The sequence below is a fragment of the Actinoplanes missouriensis 431 genome, from assembly GCF_000284295.1.
GTDB lineage: Bacteria > Actinomycetota > Actinomycetes > Mycobacteriales > Micromonosporaceae > Actinoplanes > Actinoplanes missouriensis.
In genome coordinates this window covers 4,216,232-4,237,958 of the sequence record NC_017093.1, presented here as the reverse complement: position 1 = coordinate 4,237,958, position 21,727 = coordinate 4,216,232, and the positions used below count along the sequence as shown (strand labels likewise).

General features: G+C 71.3%; 16 protein-coding genes. 2 read left to right on the top strand and 14 right to left on the bottom strand.

What is annotated here, in order from left to right:
* Positions 1-552 precede the first annotated feature (552 nt).
* From narI to AMIS_RS19730, 5 genes are all read right to left on the bottom strand, one after another.
* Positions 553-1,383: a respiratory nitrate reductase subunit gamma gene (gene narI, locus AMIS_RS19750; RefSeq protein ID WP_014444128.1), complete on the bottom strand. Its 831-nt coding sequence runs from the start codon at positions 1,381-1,383 to the stop codon at positions 553-555.
* Complete coding sequence (gene narJ / locus AMIS_RS19745; protein WP_014444127.1) at positions 1,380-1,985, bottom strand: nitrate reductase molybdenum cofactor assembly chaperone; 606 nt, start codon at positions 1,983-1,985, stop codon at positions 1,380-1,382. Before narJ ends, narI begins: the two co-directional genes overlap by 4 nt.
* Positions 1,982-3,517, bottom strand: a complete 1,536-nt coding sequence (gene narH, locus AMIS_RS19740) for a nitrate reductase subunit beta (protein WP_014444126.1) — start codon at positions 3,515-3,517, stop codon at positions 1,982-1,984. Before narH ends, narJ begins: the two co-directional genes overlap by 4 nt.
* A complete protein-coding gene (locus tag AMIS_RS19735) occupies positions 3,517-7,098 on the bottom strand; it encodes a nitrate reductase subunit alpha (protein ID WP_041831045.1) in 3,582 nt (1,193 codons plus the stop codon). The genes narH and AMIS_RS19735 overlap by 1 nt, the downstream gene beginning before the upstream one ends.
* Positions 7,099-7,219: 121 nt before the next feature.
* Positions 7,220-7,891 carry a class I SAM-dependent methyltransferase gene (locus AMIS_RS19730; protein WP_014444124.1) on the bottom strand — a complete coding sequence of 224 codons (672 nt, stop codon included), beginning with the start codon at positions 7,889-7,891 and terminating at the stop codon, positions 7,220-7,222.
* A gap of 30 nt (positions 7,892-7,921) precedes the next feature.
* Here AMIS_RS19730 and AMIS_RS19725 point away from each other — a divergent pair, with 30 nt between their 5' ends.
* On the top strand, positions 7,922-8,764 hold the full coding sequence (locus AMIS_RS19725) for an alpha/beta fold hydrolase (protein WP_014444123.1): 843 nt from the start codon (positions 7,922-7,924) through the stop codon (positions 8,762-8,764).
* An 869-nt stretch (positions 8,765-9,633) separates the two neighbouring features.
* On the opposite strand, the gene AMIS_RS19720 is transcribed toward AMIS_RS19725, so the two are convergent.
* The 7 genes from AMIS_RS19720 to AMIS_RS19690 form a co-directional block, all read right to left on the bottom strand.
* Positions 9,634-9,825: a hypothetical protein gene (locus AMIS_RS19720; RefSeq protein WP_041829914.1), complete on the bottom strand. Its 192-nt coding sequence runs from the start codon at positions 9,823-9,825 to the stop codon at positions 9,634-9,636.
* A 59-nt stretch (positions 9,826-9,884) separates the two neighbouring features.
* Positions 9,885-10,526, bottom strand: a complete 642-nt coding sequence (locus AMIS_RS19715) for an SGNH/GDSL hydrolase family protein (protein WP_157434939.1) — start codon at positions 10,524-10,526, stop codon at positions 9,885-9,887.
* A 29-nt stretch (positions 10,527-10,555) separates the two neighbouring features.
* Positions 10,556-11,503: an alpha/beta hydrolase gene (locus AMIS_RS19710; protein WP_014444121.1), complete on the bottom strand. Its 948-nt coding sequence runs from the start codon at positions 11,501-11,503 to the stop codon at positions 10,556-10,558.
* Positions 11,500-12,174, bottom strand: a complete 675-nt coding sequence (locus AMIS_RS19705; protein ID WP_014444120.1) for a hypothetical protein — start codon at positions 12,172-12,174, stop codon at positions 11,500-11,502. Before AMIS_RS19705 ends, AMIS_RS19710 begins: the two co-directional genes overlap by 4 nt.
* On the bottom strand, positions 12,171-13,856 hold the full coding sequence (locus AMIS_RS19700) for a phosphatidylglycerol lysyltransferase domain-containing protein (protein WP_231859355.1): 1,686 nt from the start codon (positions 13,854-13,856) through the stop codon (positions 12,171-12,173). The genes AMIS_RS19705 and AMIS_RS19700 overlap by 4 nt, the downstream gene beginning before the upstream one ends.
* Before the next feature lie 222 nt (positions 13,857-14,078).
* Positions 14,079-15,641, bottom strand: a complete 1,563-nt coding sequence (locus AMIS_RS19695) for a flavin-containing monooxygenase (RefSeq protein ID WP_014444118.1) — start codon at positions 15,639-15,641, stop codon at positions 14,079-14,081.
* Positions 15,642-15,699: 58 nt separating this feature from the next.
* The gene (locus AMIS_RS19690; RefSeq protein WP_231859354.1) at positions 15,700-18,495 is read right to left on the bottom strand and encodes an FAD-binding and (Fe-S)-binding domain-containing protein; all 2,796 of its coding nucleotides are present in this window, start codon (positions 18,493-18,495) and stop codon (positions 15,700-15,702) included.
* 16 nt (positions 18,496-18,511) lie between these two features.
* Between AMIS_RS19690 and AMIS_RS19685 the strand changes: the two genes are divergently transcribed.
* Complete coding sequence (locus AMIS_RS19685; protein ID WP_014444116.1) at positions 18,512-19,183, top strand: GntR family transcriptional regulator; 672 nt, start codon at positions 18,512-18,514, stop codon at positions 19,181-19,183.
* 178 nt (positions 19,184-19,361) lie between these two features.
* On the opposite strand, the gene AMIS_RS19680 is transcribed toward AMIS_RS19685, so the two are convergent.
* Together AMIS_RS19680 and AMIS_RS19675 are read right to left on the bottom strand one after the other, a co-directional pair.
* Positions 19,362-20,048, bottom strand: coding sequence for a cutinase family protein (locus tag AMIS_RS19680; RefSeq protein WP_014444115.1), 687 nt, complete (start codon positions 20,046-20,048; stop codon positions 19,362-19,364).
* A gap of 228 nt (positions 20,049-20,276) precedes the next feature.
* Complete coding sequence (locus AMIS_RS19675; RefSeq protein WP_014444114.1) at positions 20,277-21,695, bottom strand: glycosyl hydrolase family 18 protein; 1,419 nt, start codon at positions 21,693-21,695, stop codon at positions 20,277-20,279.
* Between the last annotated feature and the right edge of the window lie 32 nt (positions 21,696-21,727).

The following is a 21,727-nucleotide window of genomic DNA, read 5'->3' as shown; positions in this document are numbered from 1 at the left end:
GGTGTCCTGGGTGCGGGATTCCCGGGAGCGCGCATGGACGCACGATTCTACAATATCCACAGCCTCCCGAGAAGCGATCGATTGACATACGACGTTGCGTCTACGCCAGTTCGGAATTCGATCATTGCAGCACGGCCGCCGTCACCCCGTCACATCGCTACAGACGCCGGCCGGAAACCGTCCAGAAGACACGCCATCCATCGCCCTCGGGCGACTTGCCATCGCACGCACGGCGTCCGCTGTTTCCACGGCCGCTAATGAACGCACGCGGAAGCCGGTGGCGCGGGCGGTCAGCTCACGCACATGCGGTTCGTGTGAGCTGACCGCCCACCAGGCGGCGCTGAACGAACGCAGAGCCGATCGGTGTGCGCTCACCGCCCCGATCACCGCCCACCGTGTGCGCGGATCGCCCCGGCCCACGACCCGATCTTGACAAGCTGTGCCTGCCTCGCGACCACAATTCACCTCGATCCAGCCGCGCCCGCCACCCGCTGATCCGCGGGCGGCGGCGGGCGGGCAGCGGGCGGCGGGCACCGGGCAGCGGATGATCGGCTACCGGCTCACCGGTGATCTGCCGGCTGCGTCTGCGCGAGCCGCCCCATCCACACGAGTCGCCCCGCCCACGCGCGCGGGCTCACCCGCGCCGCCCGCGGCCCTCCGGCGTCCCGCGTCCCGGACCGCTGCCGGGGTCGGCTGGGCGGCCGGGACCGGGCCGCGACGGCGGCGGTACACCACGTACGGCCGGGACAGGTACGCCAGCGGCGCCGACCAGACGTGCACCAGCCGCGTGAACGGCCACAACGCCAGGAACAGGAACCCGCCGAGCGCGTGCAACTGGAACACCAGCGGCGCCCCCGCCATCAGCGACGAGTCCGGCTGGAAGTAGAAGATCTGCCGGAACCACACCGCCAGGCTCTCCCGGTAGTTGTACCCCTCCCCGAACAGGTTGATCACGACGGTCCCGCTCATCCCGAGGACGACCATCGCGGTCAGCGCGACGTAGAGCACCTTGTCCATCGTCGTGGTGACCCGCCGGATCCGGCCGCTGACGAACCGCCGTGCGATCAGCAGCGCCAGCCCGACGACAAGCATCACCCCGGTGATCACGCCGCCGGTCACGGAGACCAGGTGATAGGCGTGCTCGGACACGCCGAGGGCCGAGGTGACCGATTCCGGTATGAGCAGGCCCATCGCGTGCCCGGCGATCACCCCGAACGCCCCGAGGTGGAACAGCGGGGATCCGAGCCGCAGCAGCCGGTTCTCCAGGAGCTGGCTGGTGTGCGTGGTCCAGCCGAACTGGTCGTGCCGCCAGCGCCACACATGTCCGATCACGAACACCGCGAGGCAGGTGTAGGGCAGCACGATCCAGAGCAGGGTATTCATCGGGACACCTCAATGAGATCAGGTCCGAGGCCGACGGTTTCCAGGTCCGGCGGCCCGTCGAAGGCGAGAGCCTCGATCGCTTCGCGATCTCGGTCGCCGAGTTGCGGCAGGACGTCCACGATCGCTTCCACCAGCATCCGGTACGGGCTGCCGGACTCCTCGATGGCCGCCCGGAGCAGTTCGATGCCCTGCCGGTGCTGGCGCAGCGGGGCTTCGCCGTCGCCGGGGCCGGCCACCGCCGCGAACTCCAGCACGATCGGCAGCAGGTCGGGCAGTTCCCCGTCGGCGAGGCGCAGGCCGTGTGCCCGGTACCGCTGCTTCAGCATGAGCAGCGCCATCCCCCGTTTGCGGGTGTCGCCGTGCAGGTAGTACGTCAGGTAGAGCCCGCTGCGGCGGCGCAGGTCGAAGGTCTCGACGTAGTGCCGCTGTGCCTGCATCGGGGTGACGGTCAGGAACCAGTCGAGGAACGTGACCACTTTGGCCCGTACCTCCGGAGGCTCCACGCCGGCGGCGGCCTCCCGCAGGCCGGGCCCCGCCTGGAAGAGCTCGTCGTCGGGGTAGGTCAGCAGCACCGAGACCAGCTGGAACAGTCTCGCCCTCATGACCGGCCCCGGATCGGGTTGATCGGCAGGCGGCGGCGGGTCGGCTGCTGCGGGAGGTGGAAGTCGGACATGCCGGGGCCTCCTTCGCAGTCGAGGGAGCAGTCGGTCTGCGCGGCGGCCTGTGCCTCGAGGGCCGCCGCGTCGCGCGCGTGCGCGGCCGGGATCACGTAACGCTCGTCGTATTTCGCGATGGCGAGCAGCCGGTACATGGCTTCGACCTGTTCGCCGGTCATCCCGATGCCGTCGAGCAACTCCTGCGCGACGCTGCCGTCGAGGGTGCGGGCGCGCATGTAGGAGCGCATCGCGGCGAGCTTCATCAGCACCCCGCCGGCCACCGCGGTGTCCCCGGCGGTGAACAGCGACGCCAGGTACTCGACCGGGATCCGCAGGTCGTCGATGGTGTGGAAGATGTCGTCGGCGTCGGTGTCGTCGCGGCCGGCGGCGCCCGCGGCGTCCAGGACCGGGGAGAGCGGCGGGACGTACCAGACCATCGGCAGTGTGCGGTACTCCGGGTGCAGCGGCAGCGCGATCCGGTACTCGCTGATCAGTTTCCAGACCGGCGACCTCTGCGCCGCCTCGATCCACTCCTCGGGGTGCCCGGCGTCGCGGGCGGCCTGCTGGATCGCCGGGTCGAACGGGTCGAGGAAGGCCGACCGCTGCGCGTCCAGCAGCTCGGACTCGGGGACCGACGCGGCGGCGAGCACGGCGTCCTCGTCGTACCAGACGATCCCGAGATAGCGCAGGCGGCCGACGCAGGTCTCACTGCAGATGGTGGGCTGGCCCGCCTCCAGGCGGGGGAAGCAGAACGTGCACTTCTCGGCCTTGCCGGTGGCGTGGTTGACGTAGACCTTCTTGTACGGGCAGGCCGACACGCACATCCGCCAGCCCCGGCAGCGGTCCTCGTCGACCAGGACGATGCCGTCCTGCTCGCGCTTGTACATCGCGCCGGACGGGCAGGCGGAGACGCACGCCGGGTTGAGGCAGTGCTCGCAGATCCGCGGCAGGTAGAACATGAAGGTCTTCTCGAACTCGAACTTGACCTTGTCGCTCACCGCCCGCAGGTTCGGGTCGTCCAGGCCTGTCGCGCCGCCGAGCGAGTCCTCCCAGTTGGCGCCCCAGACCACGCTCATCGGCTCGCCGGTGAGCTGCGAGTAGGGCTGCTTCACCGGGGTGTCGGTCCGCCCGGCCGGCGCGTTGACCAGGATGTCCTTGTCGAACGTGGCCGGCTCGTAGTAGTCGTCGATGGTCGGCAGGTCCGGGTTCGCGAAGATCCGGGACAGCCGCTTGAGCCGCCCGCCGGACCGCAGCTGCAGGCGGCCGTGGCTGTCGAGCTTCCAGCCGCCCTTCCACTTCTCCTGGTCCTCGTAGCCCTTCGGGTAGCCGATGCCGGGCTTGGTCTCGACGTTGTTGAACCAGACGTACTCGGTGCCGTCCCGGTTGGTCCAGGTCTGCTTGCACGTCACCGAGCACGTGTGGCAGCCGATGCACTTGTCCAGGTTCATCACCATGGCGACCTGCGCGCGGATGCGCATCAGTACTCCACCTCCTGCATGCGGCGGCGGATCACGGTGATCTCGTCGCGCTGGCTGCCGATCGGGCCGTAGTAGTTGAAGGCGTAGGTGAGCTGGGCGTGCCCGCCGGCCAGATGCGTCGGCTTGATCAGCAGCCGGGTCATCGAGTTGTGGTAGCCGCCGCGCTTGCCGGACTTCTCCGCCTTGGGGACGTTCACCGTGCGTTCCGGCGAGTGGTACTGGAAGACCGTGCCCTCCGGCATCCGGTGGCTGACGACCGCACGGGCCACCACGACGCCGTTGCGGTTGTGCGCCTCGATCCAGTCGTTGTCCTTGACGCCGATCTTGGAAGCGTCCTGCACGGACATCCAGATCACCGGGCCGCCGCGGGAGAGCGCGAGCATCAGCTCGTTGTCGTGGTACATCGAGTGGATCGACCACTTGGCGTGCGGGGTCAGGAACCGCACGGTGACTCCCCCGTCGACGGCGTCGCCGGGCTTGCCGAAGTGCCGCGCCATGTTCAGCGGCGGCCGGAACGCCGGGAGCTGCTCGCCGAGCTCGGCGACCCAGTCGTGCTCGACGAAGAAGTGCTGGCGGCCGGTGATCGTGTGCCACGGCTTCAGGCGCTCGACGTTGATCGTGAACGGCGAGTAGCGGCGGCCGCCCTTCTCCGAGCCGGACCACTCCGGGCTGGTGAAGACCGGCTGCGGGGCGTCCTGGGTCTCGGCGTACGTGATCCGGTCCTTCTCGTGGCCCTCGATGTAGTCGGTGAACCGTTGCCCGGTGCGCTTCTCCAGCTCCTCGAACCCCTTGAGCGCGAGCGCTCCGTTGGTGGTGCCGCTGAGCGCCAGGATCGCCTCGCACATCCGGTCCGCGGTCGCCAGCGACGGCCGGCCGTCGATCACACCGTTCTGGTGCTTCAGGTACGCGATCTCGTCGTTGACGTCCACCGTGATCGCCTTGGTCGTGGTGCCGAGCTTGTCCAGCAGCGGCCCGACCGTGCGCATCTTCCGGCCGATCTGCGTGTAGTCCCGCTGGACCGTGATCAGCTTCGGCATGGTCCGGCCCGGCTCCGGCTCGCACTCGCCGAACTTCCAGTCCCGGACCCGGCCGCCCGGCATCGCCAGCTCGTCCGGGGTGTCGTGCTGCAGCGGCGCCGCCAGAACGTCGGTGCGGACCCCGAGGTGGGTGACCGCGAGCTCGCTGACCTTGTCGGCCAGGGCCAGGAACGCGTCGTAGTCGGTGTGCGCGTCCGACGGCGGCTCGACGGCCGGGCTGAACGCGTGCACGAACGGGTGCATGTCGGTGGTGGAGATGTCGTTCTTCTCGTACCAGGTGGCGGCCGGCAGGACCAGGTCGGAGTGCAGACCGGTGTTGGTCATCCGGAAGTCCAGCGTGGTCAGCAGGTCGAGCTTGCCGATCGGCGCCTCGTCCCGCCAGGTCACGTCGCGCGGGCGCTGGCCGGGCTCGCACTCGGACGCGGTGGCGTCGCTCGCCACGCCGAGCAGGTGGCGCATGAAGTACTCGTTGCCCTTGCCGGAGGAGCCGAGCAGGTTGCAGCGCCACAGGGTGAGCGCCCGGGGGAAGTTGGCCGGGTCGTCGGGGTCCTCGGCGGCGGCCTTGATCTCACCGCTCCTCAGCCCTGCGATCACCGCCTCGACGCCCTCGTCACCGAGGTCCAAGGGGTTGCGGTTGAAGAACGGGTGACCCGGCGTCCAGCCCATCCGCTGCGCCGCCGCGACCGTGTCCGCGAACGACATGCCCGCGAACCGCCCGGTACCCAGCGGGGACGCCAGCTCGTCGGCCGGCACCCGCTCGTAGCGCCACTGGTCGGTGTGCAGGTACCAGAACGGGGTGGACGCCTGGTGCCGCATCGGCCGCTGCCAGTCGAACGCGAAGCTCATGTGCTGCTGGCCGGTGACCGGGCGGGCCTTCTCCTGGCCGACGTAGTGCGCCCAGCCGCCGCCGTTGACACCCTGGCAGCCGGTGAGCGTGACCAGCGAGATGAACGCCCGGTAAGTCATGTCGGAGTGGAACCACTGGTTCGCGCCGGCACCCAGGACGATCATCGAGCGGCCGCGGCTGCGCTCGGCGTTGCGGGCGAACTCCCGGCCGATCCGGGCGGCCAGCTTCGCCGGCACGCCGGTGATCCGCTCCTGCCAGGCCGGGGTGTTCGGCGCATCGGCGTCGTCGTACCCGGTCGGCCAGTCGCCGGGCAGGTCGCCGCGGCGTACCCCGTACTGGGCCATCATCAGGTCGAACACGGTGGTGACCGGGTGCCCGCCGAGCCAGCGGATCGGCACGCCCCGGCGGATCGTGGAGCCGCCCTCGGTGTCGCCGGTGTCGAAGCGGGCCAGGTCCACCACGACGCTCTCGTCGCCGGTGATGCCCAGGGCCGGGATCACGTCGCCGAGGTCGAGGTTCCAGTGGCCGGGTTCGCCGTACCGGAAACCGAGCGATCCGTTGGGGACGACCGGCTCGCCGGTGCGCTCGTCGATCAGGACGGTCTTGTGCTCGCCGTCCTGCTGCCCGAGATCGGCGGCTGTCAGGAAACGATCAGCGGCCCAGGTCTTCCCGGTGTTGCGCAGCGTCACCAGGAACGGCATGTCCGTGAATCTGCGGACGTAGTCGGTGAAGTAGTCCGTCTGCCGGTCGACGAAGAACTCCTTGAGCACGACGTGACCCATCGCCATGGCCAGGGCCCCGTCGGTGCCCGGATGCGGCGCCAGCCAGTCGTCGGCGAACTTCACGTTGTCCGCGTAGTCCGGGCTGACCGCCACCACCTTCGTACCCTTGTAACGGGCCTCCGCCAGGAAATGCGCGTCCGGAGTCCGCGTGACCGGGATGTTGGAACCCCACATCATCAGGTACGTCGCGTTCCACCAGTCCCCGGCCTCCGGCACGTCGGTCTGGTCGCCCCAGATCTGCGGGGAGGCGATCGGCAGGTCCGCGTACCAGTCGTAGAAGCTGAGCAGGGTGCCACCGAGCAGCGCGTGATAGCGGGTGCCCGCCGCGAACGAGGCCATCGACATCGCCGGGATCGGCGAGAACCCGACCACCCGGTCCGGCCCGTAGGTCTTCGTCGTGTAGACGTGCGCCGCCGCGACGATCTCGATCGCCTCGTCCCAGCTCGCCCGCACGAAACCGCCGCGTCCCCGCTGCGCCTTGTAGGCCCGCGCCTTCAGCGGCGTCTCCACGATCTCGGCCCACGCGGCCACCGGGTCACCCAGGCGCTGCCGCGCCTCGCGGTACATCTCGGCGAGGACACCGCGCAGGTACGGGTGACGAACGCGGGACGGGGAATACTCGTACCAGGAGAACGACGCTCCCCGCGGGCACCCGCGCGGCTCGTAGTCCGGCGCGTCCGGCCCGGTCGTCGGGTAATCCGTCGCCTGGTGCTCCCAGGTGATCAGGCCGTCCTTGACGAACACGTTCCACGAGCAGGAGCCGGTGCAGTTCACGCCGTGCGTGGACCGCACCACCTTGTCGTACCGGTACCGGTCACGGTAGAACGCGTCCCAGTCCTCGTTGCGGACCTGGTGCACCGTGCGGCCGTGGTCACCGACGGTCTCCCTGGTCAGGAATCGCCGGGTGGCAAGCAGGGGCGCGAGGGGTTCAAGTGACACGGGAGTCGCTCCTTGCTTCGGGGTGGCTCCCTCACCCTCGTCCCTTGATCAGCCGGGGACAGCGGCACCAGGTCCCGTCCCGTCCGGGACCAAAGTCCTATCCGGGCTTACGCGCCAGCTGGATGCCTGCCCGGGTCTCCACCGTGAACCCCACCGCCGCCAGGTCACGCCGGACCGCGACCGGATCCATGACCAGGTAATACATCACGAACGGCGGCCGGATCAGCGCGTTGCGCACCCGCATCACCACGTCGAACCCGAGCGCCGCCCAGTGCGCCGCCGACGTGACCGGGGGCAGCTCCCCCACCGGCACCGCGAACAGCCCGCCCGGCCGCAGCGCCCGGAACACCCCGGCGAACACGGCCGGCCGCTCCCGTGGCAGGAAGTGCCCGAGCGCCCCGAACGTGACCGCCAGGTCGAAGCCCGCACGGAACGGCAGCGCCCGCGCATCGGCCCGGACGAGATCGGCCTCCGGACAGGCGCGACGGGCCTGCCCGAGCATGCCGGAGCTGAAGTCCACACCGGCGACCCGCTCCCGGCACAGCCGCTCCAGGACGGTGAGTCCCGCGCCGGTCCCGCAGCAGACGTCCAGCCCTCGATGGAACGGTCCCTCGCTCGCCAGCCCGCGAGCGGTCACCTCGAGGATCCGATCCGGCGTACGGAACGGTGTGTGGTCGAATTTGGGCGCCAGCAGGTCGTAGCCCCGCTCGACCGAGGAGAGCGCCTGCACGCACAGCTCCCGCAGCGACGGGCCGTTCGGCGAGAACACGCCTGCGAGACTATCCCGATACTCTTCCGCGTGCCCTTCTTCACCTCCTACGACGGACTGCGCCTCCACTACGACCAGGTCGGCGACGGTCCGCCGCTCGTCGTGCTGCCCGGCGGCCCCGGCACCGACGTGCGCTACCTGCGGGACCTCGGCGGGCTGTCCGCCGGCCGGCGCCTGATCCGGGTGGACGCCCGGGCGGCCGGTCGCTCCGAGGTGCCGGCCGACCCGGCGACCGTGTCGTTCGTGGAGCAGGCCCGTGACGTCGAGGAGCTGCGGCGGCACCTCGGGCTGGAGACACTGGACGTGCTCGCCCACTCGGCGGGAAGCTTGACGGCGCAGGAGTACGCGGCGGTCCACCCGTACCGTGTCCGCCGCCTTGTCCTCGTCACCCCGGTGGGCCGGGCCGGGCGGGAGGCGGATCCGGCCGAGGTCGCGGCGCTGCGGGCCGCCCGCCGGGACGAGCCGTGGTACCCGCAGGCGGCCGGGGCCGACGAGCAGTCGCCACTCGGGCGGGCCCGGCTGGTGCCGTTCTCCTGGCATCGGTGGACGCCGGAGCGGCGCCGGGCCGAGTATGTTCCCGGCCATGCGACGACGCTGCCGTGGTTGCGGGCGGCGTTCTACGCGGGGTCGGCGACCGCGGAGACGCTGCCGGGGCGGTTGGGGCGGCTGGCTGCTGTCCGGTGCCCGGTGCTGGTGATGGCGGGTGCGTCGGACGGGTTGATCGGCACGATGCCGGCGCGGCTGATTCACCAGATGTATCCGGACAGCCGGCTGGAGGTGTTCGCCGAGTCCGGGCATCGTCCGTGGGTGGAGCAGCCTGAGCTGTTCCGCGCGGTGATCGAGGACTTTCTGGGCGGCGGCGGGGTGGCTTGAGGGCCGGGTGCCCGGTTCCGGGGGGGTGGATCGTGGAGCGCCCGAGGCCGGCTGGTCCTCAGCGTCGCCGGAACGGTCGCGCGAGAGCCCTGGTGACCAGCTCGTCCTGGTGAGCTGGTCACCGGTGCTCTCGGACGGCGCTCCAACACCACTGACCACCAGCCGGACCAGCCGGTCACCAGTGCTCCCCGCCAGCGCCCCGACAACACTCACCGCCAGCGGCCACAAGGCGACAACACTCACAACCAGCCGGCCACCAGCGCGACAACACTCATGACCAGCCGGGCCAGCCGGGACGGCCGCAATGCCAGTTCGCTTAAGTTGATCATCAGGGTGAGCTGCGGCTGTTCGTCGCGGGGTGCGGGATTTGCTCAGCCCGTTCGCAGGATGCCGCACAGCCGGCGGCGCGCCGACGTTCGCGCCGGCCGCGATGAGGCCGCACCGAAGCGGTTCGTGTGCCGTCATCCCTGCCCTGGCGTTGATGGATCGCCACGCAGGCGTTGCGTGTGACCTCGTCCTCGCGGCGCCGGCGTTGCGTGTGACCCTGTCGATGCAGCATCGGCGTTGCGTGTGACCTCATCCACGCCGCCACGGCCACGCCGCCACCACGCCACGCCGCCGCCACCGCTGGCGCTGCGGCGTGTCGGCCGGGCCCCACGACCGCGGCGCGGCTGGTCGATGCGACGATCCACGGCGCTCCACCCAGCCAAACAAAGCAGCACGTCATCGTAATGATCAACGTAAGTCAAGTGGCATTGGGGCCAGCCGGACCAGCCGGTCACCAGTGCTCCGGCGCCAGTCGCCCGAACCGGTCCCGACCGGCCCGCTTCCACCGACCGGATCACCCGCGAGCCGCACCCCCTCGACCATCACCCGCTGATCCTCCCGCCCCGCCCGGAGAGCACGTGATCGATCCGCTGGTCGATCCGCTGGTCGATCAGCTGTGGCCCGGCCCTCAGCGGCGCCGAGGGATGCGTCGACGGCAACGTGACCGCGTCGTCCGCTCCCCCACCGGCCACCGGTCCTGCCAGTGCGGCCCGAATCGCCACCAGATGTTCCACGTCATCACGCGAATCCTGTGGGTCATGCCGGCGCTGTACCCGCGACCGGACGCGATCAGTCACGGCAGCGGCGGCAGCAGGGCCGCGATCACCGCCTGCCCGGCCGCGTTCGGGTGGTCGCCGTCGGCTGCCAGCAGCCCGGTCGGGTCTCGGTCGCCGGACGTGCCGTGGAACGCCGCCTCCGTGGGCACGAAGACCGCCCCGGTCCGCCCGGCCGCGTCCCGCAGCGCCGTGTTCAGCGCCGCCGTGGCACGGGCCGCGTCGCGCATCCCGTCCGGGCCGTAGGCGGCGGTGCCGACCTGACCGTCCTCGACCACGTTCCAGTAGCCGAGCACCACCACCCGTACCCGATGGATCTTCTCGATGGCGGTCACCGTGGCGACCAGGTCGTCCTGCACCGCGGAGACCACCGAGGCGTAGGCGGCGGGCCGGCCGACGACGCCGGCGATGTCGTTCGCGCCGGCCATGATGACCACTTCGGAGGCCGTGGACAGGGCGTGCCGTGCGGCGGGGAGAGCGGACAGCAGGTCGGCGGCCGTCATTCCGGGAACGGCCAGGTTCACGTCGGTCGCGTGCTGCGCCCGCGCGTAGAGCGCCGGGAACGCCGAGCACGAGCACGCCGTTCCGGCCGGGACCGAATCGCCCAGGGTCACCACCGTGCGCGGCGCGTCCGCCGCACCGCATCCCGCCAGCAACAGCATGAGAAGAGCCGCCGGGGCCAAGGGGAATCTCACGACGACGGCCGGGCCAGATGCGCGGAGAGCCAGTCGAAGGCGGGCGGTTCCATCTGCCGCCACACCGCGCCGCTGTGCCCGCCGAAGGCGACCTCCGCGGTGGTCACCGCCAGCGGGCTGTGGCATTCCGACGCCAGCAGCCGGGAGTCCCGGGCCGGCGCGGCGTCGTCGTCGGCCCAGCCCAGCCACAGTGCCACCGAGGGCTGCGGCAGGTGTCGCAGCCGCCAGCCGGGATTGTTGGTGGTCTTCTCCGAACCGTCGCCGACCGCGATTCCGGGCGACGCGTATCCGGACATGCCGGCCGCCGCCGCGTACCGGTCCGGGTGCCGCAGCAGCAGATTCGTCGCGCAGAAACCGCCCGCCGAATAGCCGGTGAGCCCCCAGGACTCCCGGTCGCCGCGGACCCGGAAATGCGCGCGGGCGAACGCCGGCACGTCGACGGTCAGATAGGTCTCCGCCTGCGGGCCGCCGCGCAGATCGGTGCATTCCGTGTCGAGCAGCCGCTGCGGTGTCTGCGTCGGGAACAGCACCACGGTCGGCGCCATCCGGCCGGCCGCGATCTCGCGATCCAGCGTCGACTGCACGTGCAGCGACCGGATCCAGAACTGCGGTGTCCCGACGAATCCGTGCAGCGCCTCGATCACCGGGAAACGACCCTCGCCGGTACGGTAGGCGGCCGGCAGATAGACGTACATGGGAAGGGTCAGCCGACCGGGAACGGTGACGGTCAGCAGCTGGCTGCCGGAACGCGGCGACGACGGTTCCGGCGGCGCCGCCACCAGCTGTGTCACCCGGTTGACCTGCACGAACGTGGCGGCCGCCACGCTGACGACGGCGGCCAGGACGAGCAGCGACCGCCCGATGATCCGGAAACGGTTCCAGGAGACGGCGAGCAGCACCGCCGTCAGGAGCACCACGCTCAGGGTCAGCAGGTTCGTGATCATGACGGCAGCGTCACCGGGGCGGCGAGCGCGGGCGGCAGCGCGTCGAGCGGCCGGTCGTGCTCCGCGAACCCGGCCGGCAGCGCGCCCACGAACGCGACCCCGAGCGCGCCGCCGCCCGTCACGTCCCAGCCGCTGCCGCTGACCCGCACGTCCCGGCCGAGCGCCGCGGGCAGGCTGAGCAGCGCGGACACCGTGGTGCGCGCGGTGGGCGCGATGGTCACGGTCACCGCCCCGGGGGTACGCCGGCTATCCGCCCCCGGCGCGACCAGGGCGACGACCACCGGAAACGCCACGCCGGCCCGTGCCGCGTAGTCCTCCGGCAGCGTCACCACCGGCGGCCCGGCCAGTTGCCACGCGGCGACCCCGGCCGGCCGCCACGCGAACGGCCCGGCCGGCACGTCGTCCCCCAGCTCACCGGCGCGGACCGGGGACGTCACGGTGAGCGTCCCGGTGTCCCCGCGCAGCGCCTGCCAGGTCGGATAGAACTGCTCGTGCCGGTTCACCATCAGCCCCACGGTCGTCACCGTCAGCACTTCGAAGATCAGGATCCCGAGGGTACGGGTGACCGGCCGCAGCCTCCCGCCACGCCGCCACCCCCGCACCGCGAGCACGGCGACCGCGATCGTGGCGCCCCCGGCCAGCAGGATCAGCGGTGTCCCGGTGAGAGTCACGCCGCCACCTCGGCGTCCGCATTCTGCCGTCCCCGCAGGCGGGGCACCGTGACCTCGGGCAGGAACGCCTCGGCCCGCAGCGCGGCGAGCGCGATCCGCGGCAGGTCCCGCGCCGCCGGGAAGCACAGGTACCGCGGCGTCCAGCTGGGCAGATACTTCGCGTTCGAGCGGTAGAGCGACTCGATCTGCCACAGCCGCGACGCGGCCCGCAGCAGCCGGTGCCACAGCCGCAGCACCGGACCGGCCCCCAGCTCCTCGGCCCGGGCGAAGACCGACCGGAGCACCGCGAAGTTCAGCGACACCCGGCGCACACCCAGCTTCGGCGCCGCCTCCAGGACGGCGGTGACCATCAGCTCGGTGAGCCCGTTCTCCGCGGTCCGGTCGCCGCGCATCAGATCCAGCGACAGCCCGTCGGCGCCCCACGGCACGAACTGGAGCAGCCCCCGCAGCCGCTCCCCCTCGTCGTAGCAGAGCACCAGCAGGCAGTCCGCGTCGCTCGGGTCGCCGAGCCGGGACAACGCCATCGAGAAACCCCGTTCGACCGGCCCGTCCCGGAACGCGTCGGCCGCTTCGATCGCCGCCCGCAGCTCATCCGCGCCCAGGTCACGCTGGCGCACCACCCGGCAGTGGTAGCCGGCCCGCCGCATCCGGCCGACGGCCTGCCGCACCCCGCGCATCGGCCGGCCGTCCAGCGAGAACGCGGCGGTCTCCACGATCGCCTCGTCCCCCAGTTCGACGACGTCAAGACCCGCTTTCCGGTACGCCTTACCGGCCGCATTGCCGCATCCGAGCACCGCCGGTGTCCAGCCGTGCCGCTCCGCGTCGGTGAGCCACGCGCCGATCGCCTCCGGCCAGGCCGACGCCGGTCCGATCGGGTCACCGGCCGCCAGGCTCACCCCGTTCACCACCCGGTAGGCGATCACGGCCGCCCGGTTGCCCGACCAGATCAGGGACTTGTCGGAGCGGAGCGCGAAGTAGCTCAGAGAGTCGCTCCCTCCGTACCGGGAAAGGAGCTCGCGCAGACGCTCCTCGCTCTCGGCGGGGCGTTGTGCCCGGCGCGAGCCGGGCCGCAGCAGCAGGACCAGCGCGGTGCCGGCGGCGAGCAGGCCGCACGCCCCGGTGGTGTACGCGACGACGTCCGCGCCGAACCGATGCTGGAAGTGCACCGGCCCGTCGAATCCGATCAGGCCGAGCGCCGACTCCTTCGCCCAGGCGGCGACCCCCGGGCTGCCGACCAGCCGGTTCGCCCGGATCGCGATCTCGATGAACCCGAGCACGAACCCGGCCGAGCCGAATCCGATCAGCGCGGTCAGCGCCCGCCACCGGCTGCGCGGCTCCGGCAGCGCGGTGAACCGGTCCCGCGTCGCCAGCAGCACGATCAGCAGAGCGGTGGCGAGTCCGGCCGCCACCAGGCTGAAGTCGCGCAGCAGATGCAGCGCGATCGAGGCGGCCGCGAGACCCGCCGCGACCTGCCAGGCCCGCTGCTTGCCGCGGCGCAGCCCGGCGCCGAGGTAGACCAGCAGGAGGCCGGCGACGACCGTGGCGGCCCGGGCCGACAGCACGCCGGCGACCGGGATGACGTCCAGGGTCGCCGTCATGCGCGGCCGGTGCGGCACGACGGCGGTGAGAATGTCGAGGACGCCGGCCGCCTGGACGAGGCGGGCGACGGCTCGTCTCGACATCGGCGGGCGGGTCAACCGTGTCTGCTCCATGCCGCCACCGATCTCCGGACGGCGCACAGCTCACGCACAGACCCGGTTGTGTCGAACGTCTATCCGGCCGATGCGGGACGTTTCCGCTGCTGGGAGCGGCTTACGACGATCGCTCGAAGCGGTGTGCGGCTCGTCCCGCCGAGAACGCGTTTGCCGCGGGACACTCGCCGAAAGTCGTCCTAGGAGGCTAGGTCAAAGCCGTCGGCCCGACTCCGGCTGGGCGGAGCGGGACTTCGGCTGGGCGGAGCGGGACCCCGGCGCGGCAGAGCGGGCCTCCGGTATCGCCGGCGTCGCGGCCCGGGAGAAGTGCAGCTCCCGGTCGGTCACGTCCTCGGCCCGCAGCAGTTTCACGTCCGACAGGTAGTCCATCGAGGTCAGCCACGGCATCCGGTCACCCTGGCGGGGCAGGTTCGCGACCGCCCGCTTGATGTAACCCGCCTCGAAGTCCAGGAAGGGACGGGTCGGCATGGCGGAATCGCTCACCTCGGGGCGGCAGATCTCGTACCCGTGATCGTCCATGTGGCGCAGCAGCCGGCAGAAATGCTCGCAGAGCAGGCCCACCTTCAACGTCCAGGACGAGTTCGTGTAGCCGATCGCGTACGCCAGATTGGGCACCCCGGAGAGCATCATGCCCTTGTACGAGACGGTGTCCGGCAGCCGCACCGGCTCGCCGTCGACACTCAGCGGCACGCCGCCGAACGCCTGGACGTTCAGCCCGGTGGCGGTCACGATGATGTCGGCCGCGAGTTCCTCACCGGACTCCAGTAGCACCCCGGTCTCGGTGAACGAGGCGATCCGGCCGGTGACCACCGAGGCGGCGCCGTCCCGGATCACCCGGAACAGGTCGCCGTCGGGGACCACGCACAGCCGCTGCGCCCACGGGTCGTACGGCGGGTTGAAGTGCTCGTCGACCGGATAGCCGCGCGGCAGCTGGCGGGCGTTGACCCAGCGGATCACCCGGCGGGCGGCTTTCGGGTAGCGCCGGCAGAACGACCAGATCGCCCGCTGCTGGGCGATGTTCTTGCGGCGGGTCAGCGCGAAGCCGCGTTCGGGGCCGAAGTGCTTGCGCAGCGCGTTGGCGAGCCCGTCCCGGCGCGGCACCGGGAGGATGTAGGAGGGCGTGCGCTGCAGCATCGTCACGTGGCTCGCGGTGCCCGCCATCGCCGGGACGATGGTGACGGCCGTGGCGCCGCTGCCGATCACCAGGACCCGTTTGCCGGCGTAGTCGAGGTCGTCCGGCCACTGCTGCGGGTGGACGACCGGCCCCGAGAACCGCTCCCGGCCGGGGAACTCGGGGGTGAAGCCCTGGTCGTACCGGTAGTAGCCGCTGGCCGAGAAGATCCAGCGGCAGGTCAGCCGGGTCCGTTGCCCGCCGGCGTCGACCTCGACGGTCCACCGGGCGTCCGCCGTGGACCAGGACGCGGCGACCACCCGATGGTGGTAACGGATGTGGTCGTCGAGACCGTTCTCGGTGACGGTCTCGCGCAGGTAGGCGAGGATCCGCGGCGCGTCGGCGATGGATTCCTTGTCACGCCACGGCTTGAACTCGTACCCGAAGGTGTGCAGGTCGGAGTCGGAGCGGATGCCGGGGTAGCGGAAGAGATCCCAGGTGCCACCCGGCGCGGGCCGCGCCTCCAGGATGGCGAAGCTCTTACCCGGCAGTTCGGTCTTCAGGTAGCGACCGGCTCCGATGCCGGAGATCCCGGCCCCGATGATCAGGACATCCAGGTGCTCCAAGGTCATGTCGCTCCTCATAAAAAACAGAATAAACCGGACATAACTCCCAGAGATGAACGACTCACCCCGTCGCCGGTCACCTATCCAACAGTTGCGCCAGATGCACCGCGGGACGATCCCGCAGGTCAGCGACCTGCGTGCGGCAGGAGAACCCGTCGGCCAGGACCACCGCTCCGGGCGCGGCGTCCAGGGCCGGCAGCAGGTTCTGCTCGGCGACCGCCACCGACACCTCATAATGCCCGAGCTCGACCCCGAAGTTCCCGGCGAGGCCGCAGCATCCGGCCAGGCGCTTCACCGTCGCGCCGGTCTCCGCGAGCAGGTCGGCGTCGGTCTTCCAGCCGAGGACGGCGTGGTGGTGACAGTGCGGCTGGGCGACGACCTCCACCCCGGACAGGTCCGGCGGGGTCCAGCCCGGCGTCTTCGCGAGCAGCTCGGCGAGAGTGTGCACCGACCCGGCCACCAGCTTCGCGTCCTCGTCGCCGGGAAGCAGCTCGTGCACGTCGGAGCGGAGCACGGCGGTACAGGACGGCTCGATGCCGACGATCGGGATTCCGGCGCGGGCATCGGGCGCGAGGGCCTCGACCGTACGGGAAAGGATCTTCTTGGCGGCATCGAGCTGACCCGTGGTGATCCAGGTGAGGCCGCAGCAGACCTTCCCGGACGGCAGGCGGGGCTCGTATCCGGCGGCGCGCAGCACCCGGACCGTCGCCTCGGCCACCTCAGGCGAGAAGGCGTCCGAGAACGAGTCCGCGAAGAGCACCACGGGGGTACGCGCCGACGCCGCCGCCGGGGTGAACGTCCGCCGGAACGGGCGTCTCGCGAACGCCGGGACCGACCGCCGCTTGTCGACCCCGGCCAGCCAGAGGGCGATGCCGCGCAGGCCGGGCAGGCGGGTGCCCAGGTTCGCCAGGCGCGGCACCCAGCCGGCGAGCCGCGCCCACATCGGCAGTTTGCCCAGCGAGTAGTGCGAGCGCGGGCGCAGCCGGCCGGAGTACGTCTGGTGCAGCACCTCGGACTTGTAGGTCGCCATGTCGATGCCGGTCGGGCAGTCCGACGCGCAGCCCTTGCAGGCCAGGCAGAGATCCATCGCGTCGTGCACGGACGGGTGGGCGAACGGCAGCTCGCCGCGCACCACCTCCTGCAGCACCCGGGCCCGGCCGCGCGTCGAGTCCTTCTCCTCGCGGGTGGCCAGGAACGACGGGCACATCACGCCACCGGCCGCGGAGTTGTCCGCGCGGCACTTGCCGACACCGGTGCAGCGGTGCACGGCCTGCGCCAGGTCGCCGTCGTCGTGCGGGTACGCCATCGCGAGCCGCTTCAGCGGGAAGGTCCCGGCCGCCCGCACGTCCGCGTCCACCGGGTCCGGGTCGACGAGCACGCCCGGGTTGAGCAGATCCTCCGGGTCGAAGACGTGCTTGATCTGACGGAACAGATTGATCGCCTCGGCGGAGTACATGTGCGGCAGCAGCTCCGATCGGGCTCGGCCGTCACCGTGCTCCCCGGAGAGCGACCCGCCGAACTCGCCGACGAGTTTCGCCGCATCGATCAGGAACGACCGCATCACCGACGTGCCGTCCGGCGCGTCGAGCGGGAAGTCGAGGCGTACGTGCATGCAGCCGTCGCCGAAGTGGCCGAACGGCGCGGACGTCATGCCGTAGGACGCGACCAGCTCGTCGAAGCGGGCCAGGTAGGCACCGAGCTTCTCCGGGGGCACCGCCGCGTCCTCCCAGCCCGGCCAGGCCGGCTTGTCCGAGGGCGCGCGACCGGCCAGACCGGCACCGTCCTCGCGGATCCGCCACAGCCGGGCCTGCGTCGCCGGATCCTCGACGACCAGCGCGTCCTCGCCGATGCCGTCGGCGGCCAGCTTCCGCGCCCGGTCCAGCACCTCACCGGCGTCGTGGCCGGCGAGCTCGACGAAGAGCCAGGCGCCACCGCGCGGCAGCGGCGGGACGGCGTCCGGGCCGCGGCGCGCGCGCAGCACGTCGAGCAGCCGCGAGTCCAGGCCCTCGCAGGAGGTCGGCCCGTGCGCCACGACGGCCGGGGAGGCCTCGCCGGCCGCGACGATGTCCCGGAAACCGAGCACGACGACGACCCGGACCGGTGAGTCGACGACGAGTTTCACGGTCGCCTGGGTGATCACGGCGAGGGTGCCCTCGGAGCCGACGAGCGCCTGCGTCAGATCGAAGCGCTCGGGCAGCAGGTGGTGCGCGGCATAGCCGGAGACCTGCCGCCCGAACCGATCGAACTCGGTCCGGACCGTCGCCAGGTTCTTCCCGATGACCTCATTGACGCCCGACAGATCAAGACCGTTCTGGTACGGCCTGCCGGTCTCGTCGTATCCGGTGCTGAACGCCTCCCCCGACGCCGTGAGCAGCTCCAGCCCGGCCACGTTGTCCGAGGTCCGGCCATAGGCCAGCGAGCGCGACCCGCACGCGTTGTTGCCGATCATCCCGCCGATCGTGCAGCGCGGATGGGTGGACGGGTCGGGGCCGAAGCGGACACCGTACGGCATGACGGCCTTCTGCAGCACCGCGTGCACCGTGCCGGGCTCGACCACGGCGGTGCGCGCCTCCGGGTCGATGGCGAGCACCCTGTTCAGGTGGCGGGAGAAGTCGAGGACGATGCCCCGGCCGACCGCGTTGCCGGCCACCGACGTGCCGGCGCCGCGCGAGGTCAGCGGCACCCCCGTCGCGCGGGCGACGGCGAGCGCGGCGGCGAGCTCGTCGACGTGCCGGGGACGGACGACGGCGAGCGGCGGGATCCGGTAGAGGGAGGCGTCGGACGCGTACATCCCCAGGGTGCCCGGGTCGGACCGCACCTCGAGCCCGGCCTTCACCAGGGCATCCACCACACCGCTCGACTGCTCGCTCATGAGTAACATGTTACCCATGCCGAAGCTCGTGCTCCCTGCGGATGCCCCCTCCCTCGCCGACGCGGTCGCCCAGGCGGTCCGCGACGGCGTCGCCACGGGCGAGCTGGCGCCCGGCACGACATACTCGGTCTACCAGCTGGCCGACCTGCTCGGAGTGTCCCGCAGCCCGGCCCGTGAGGGCCTGCTGCGCCTCGCCGAGGCGGGCCTCGTGGAGATCCGGCGCAACCGTGGTTTCCGGGTCCTGCCGCCCCAGGCCCAGGACATCGAGGAGATCATCGGCATCCGCCTGGCCCTGGAGCCGCCGGCCGCCCGGCAGGCCGCCGTGCACGGCGCCGCCGAGCAGCACGCCGCGATCCGGGCGGCCCTCGACGCGATGGCGGCCGCCGTCGCTTCGGGTGACGAGGCGTCGTTCTGGGCCGCCGACCGGAGCCTGCACGACCTGCTGCTGCACGCCGCCGGGAAACCGCGCACCGCCGGGATCGTGGAGCGGCTGCGCGGCACGACCGCGCTGCTCGGGCCGCCGACGACGGCCAGCGGCCGCACGCTGCGGGAGATCCACGCCGAGCACCAGCCGGTGGTGGCCGCGGTCCTCGCCCGGGACGGCGAGGCCGCGGAGGGTGCGATGCGCGCCCATTTGGAGGCGACGCGCGACCTGCTGGTGGCGAATCTGCGAAGGCCGGTCGGCTGAGGGCCGCGCGGACCCTCAGCCGAGACGCGGCCCACGCGGACCCTCAACCGAGACGCCGGCCCACGCGGACCCTCAACCGAGACGCCGGCCCGCCAGCCGGCGCCACTCCGTCAGCTGGCGCCGCAGACGCGGCCGCACGTGGGCCGGCGCCGCGAAAGCGGCTGACGTGCCGCCCTCGTCAGCCGGCGATCTTGGAAGCGGCGAAGGCGGCGGCCTGCTGGACACTGCCGTTACGCGGATAGGCCAGATGAGCCGCGAAGTTGCCGCCCCCACCACAGACCGGGTCACCGGTGTTGCAGAACTCCTTCGCCTTCGGGCCGAACACCGCACTGCTCCCGGCGATCGTCCGCCGCTGCAGGCCGAGCGGGTTGCCGAAGACCACGACCGCCGCGACCCGGTCGGCGAGCCGTTCCGGGATCGCCTCCCCGGCCGTGCCCGCGCCCCGGATCCCGATCGCGATGTCGGTCACGCTGGCGCCCTGCGAATAGCCCCCGATCACGAACCGGGTGTCCGGGCACTCCCCCGCCACCTCGGTGATGTGCCGGCTCATGTTGGTCGCGCCGGGCCCGGCGCTGCGCTGGTTGCCCGCCGCGGCGTACACCACCGCGAACGACCCGACCGCCAGATCCGGCAGCGCGGCCGCGAGCTCCCGGGCCAGCGGCCGCCCCACGATGCCGAGGCCCTGCGGCTCCCCGGTGCCGCGCGCGAACACCAGCTCCACATCGGAACAGTCACCGGCAGCAGTCGTCGCCCTCCCACCGAACAACGTCCCGGCGAAGGCCTGCGGCGTGATCACGGCTCCAGCCGCCACCACCGCCGCGCAGATCCCGACCGTCGCCACGTTCCGCTTACGTCGCTTGTTCATCGAACTCTCCCTATCCGCCAATAGGACCGTTGCCCTGAAGTACGGAGAGGACGGCCGGACGGTTGCCCACCAGCCGAAGTTTTTTGCACCGTCAGTGTGACTTCCTCACCCTGGTTGCCCGCGTGCGCTCCCTCCACGGGTACGGGGTGAGACTCGGCCACTCACCAACAGTGATCCGTTGACGCGTCAGCCCGCCTGCTCAGCGGACGCCTGCTCAGGCGACGCCCGTCAGCCGAGCGCGTTCAGGAACGGCTCATGGCTGTTCCGGAACTCCCATCCGTAGAATTTGTCCCAGTTGATGCTCCAGGTCATCAGGCCCCGGAAGCTCGGGTTGGTCCCGCTGCGCGGCGTGTACCCCCCACAGCTCGTGCCCTTCACCAGGCACGTCACGGCCTGCTGCACGCCCGGCGGGGCGACGTACCCGTTGCCGGCGCTGACCGAGCTGGGCGCGCCGAACGCGATCTGGTCCTCGCGCAGCCCCGGGAAGATGTTGGCGGTGTTGCCGGCGACCGGGAAGCCGGCGAGCAGCATGTCGGTCATCGCGATGTGGAAGTCCGCGCCGCCCATCGAGTGGTACTGGTTGTCCAGGCCCATGATCGAGCCGGAGTTGTAGTCCTGGACGTGCAGCACCGTGATGTCGTCCCGCAGGGCGTGGATCACCGGCAGGTACGAGCCCGCCCGCGGGTCCTGCCCGCCCCACGGCCCGGACCCGTAGTACTGGTATCCGAGCTGGACGAAGAACGTCTCCGGCGCCATGGTGAGCACGAAGCCGGCGCCGTAGCGGGCTTTCAGCGACTTCACCGCGCTGATCAGGTTCACGATGACCGGGGTGGTCGGGTTCCGGAAGTCGGTGTCGCCGGTGTTGAGCGAGAGCGAGTGCCCTTCGAAGTCGATGTCGACGCCGTCCAGGCCGTACTTGTCGATGATCGCGCTGACCGACCGGACGAAGGTGTCCCGGGCCGCGGTGGTGGTGAGCTGCACCTGACCGTTCGCGCCGCCGATCGAGAGCAGCACCTTCTTGCCGGCCGCCCGTTTCGCCTTGATCGCGGCGAGGAACTCCGCCTCGCTCTCCACGCCGGGGCACTCGGTGGCCGGGCAGAGGCTGAACCGGATGTCACCGGAGGTGGCGCTGGTCGGCTCGCCGAACGCCAGGTTGATGATGTCCCAGTCGGCGGGGACGTCGGCCATCCGCAGATATCCGGAGCCGTTGGCGAAGCTGGCGTGCAGGTAGCCGATCAGGGCGTGTTTGGGCAGCCCGCCGACCGGGATCGGGGTCGTGGACGTCGAAGGAGACGCCGAAGAGGACCTCGAGGGAGACGCCGAGGGAGACACTGAGGGAGACGTCGAGGGCGAGACCGAGGTGGATGCGGAGACCGACGGTGACGGGTTCACCACTCCCCCGCAGGCCCCGTTGTTGACCCAGACATCCCACTGCCCGGACTTGACGGCCGGGTCCTCGCCCTGGGTCCACCACTTCGCGGTGTAGTTGTTGCCGCCCTTCGAGGCGACGCTGTCCTTGACGTACACAGCACCGGCCGACCAGGCCGGAGCGCAGGCCACGGCCGCGCTGGCCGTGGTCGCCACATAGACGGTGGAGCATGCCGCAGCGAGACCGGCCGCCACGGCGAGGATCAGGGATCGACGCATGGCTAATTATTAGGACTGTTAACTGTACTTGT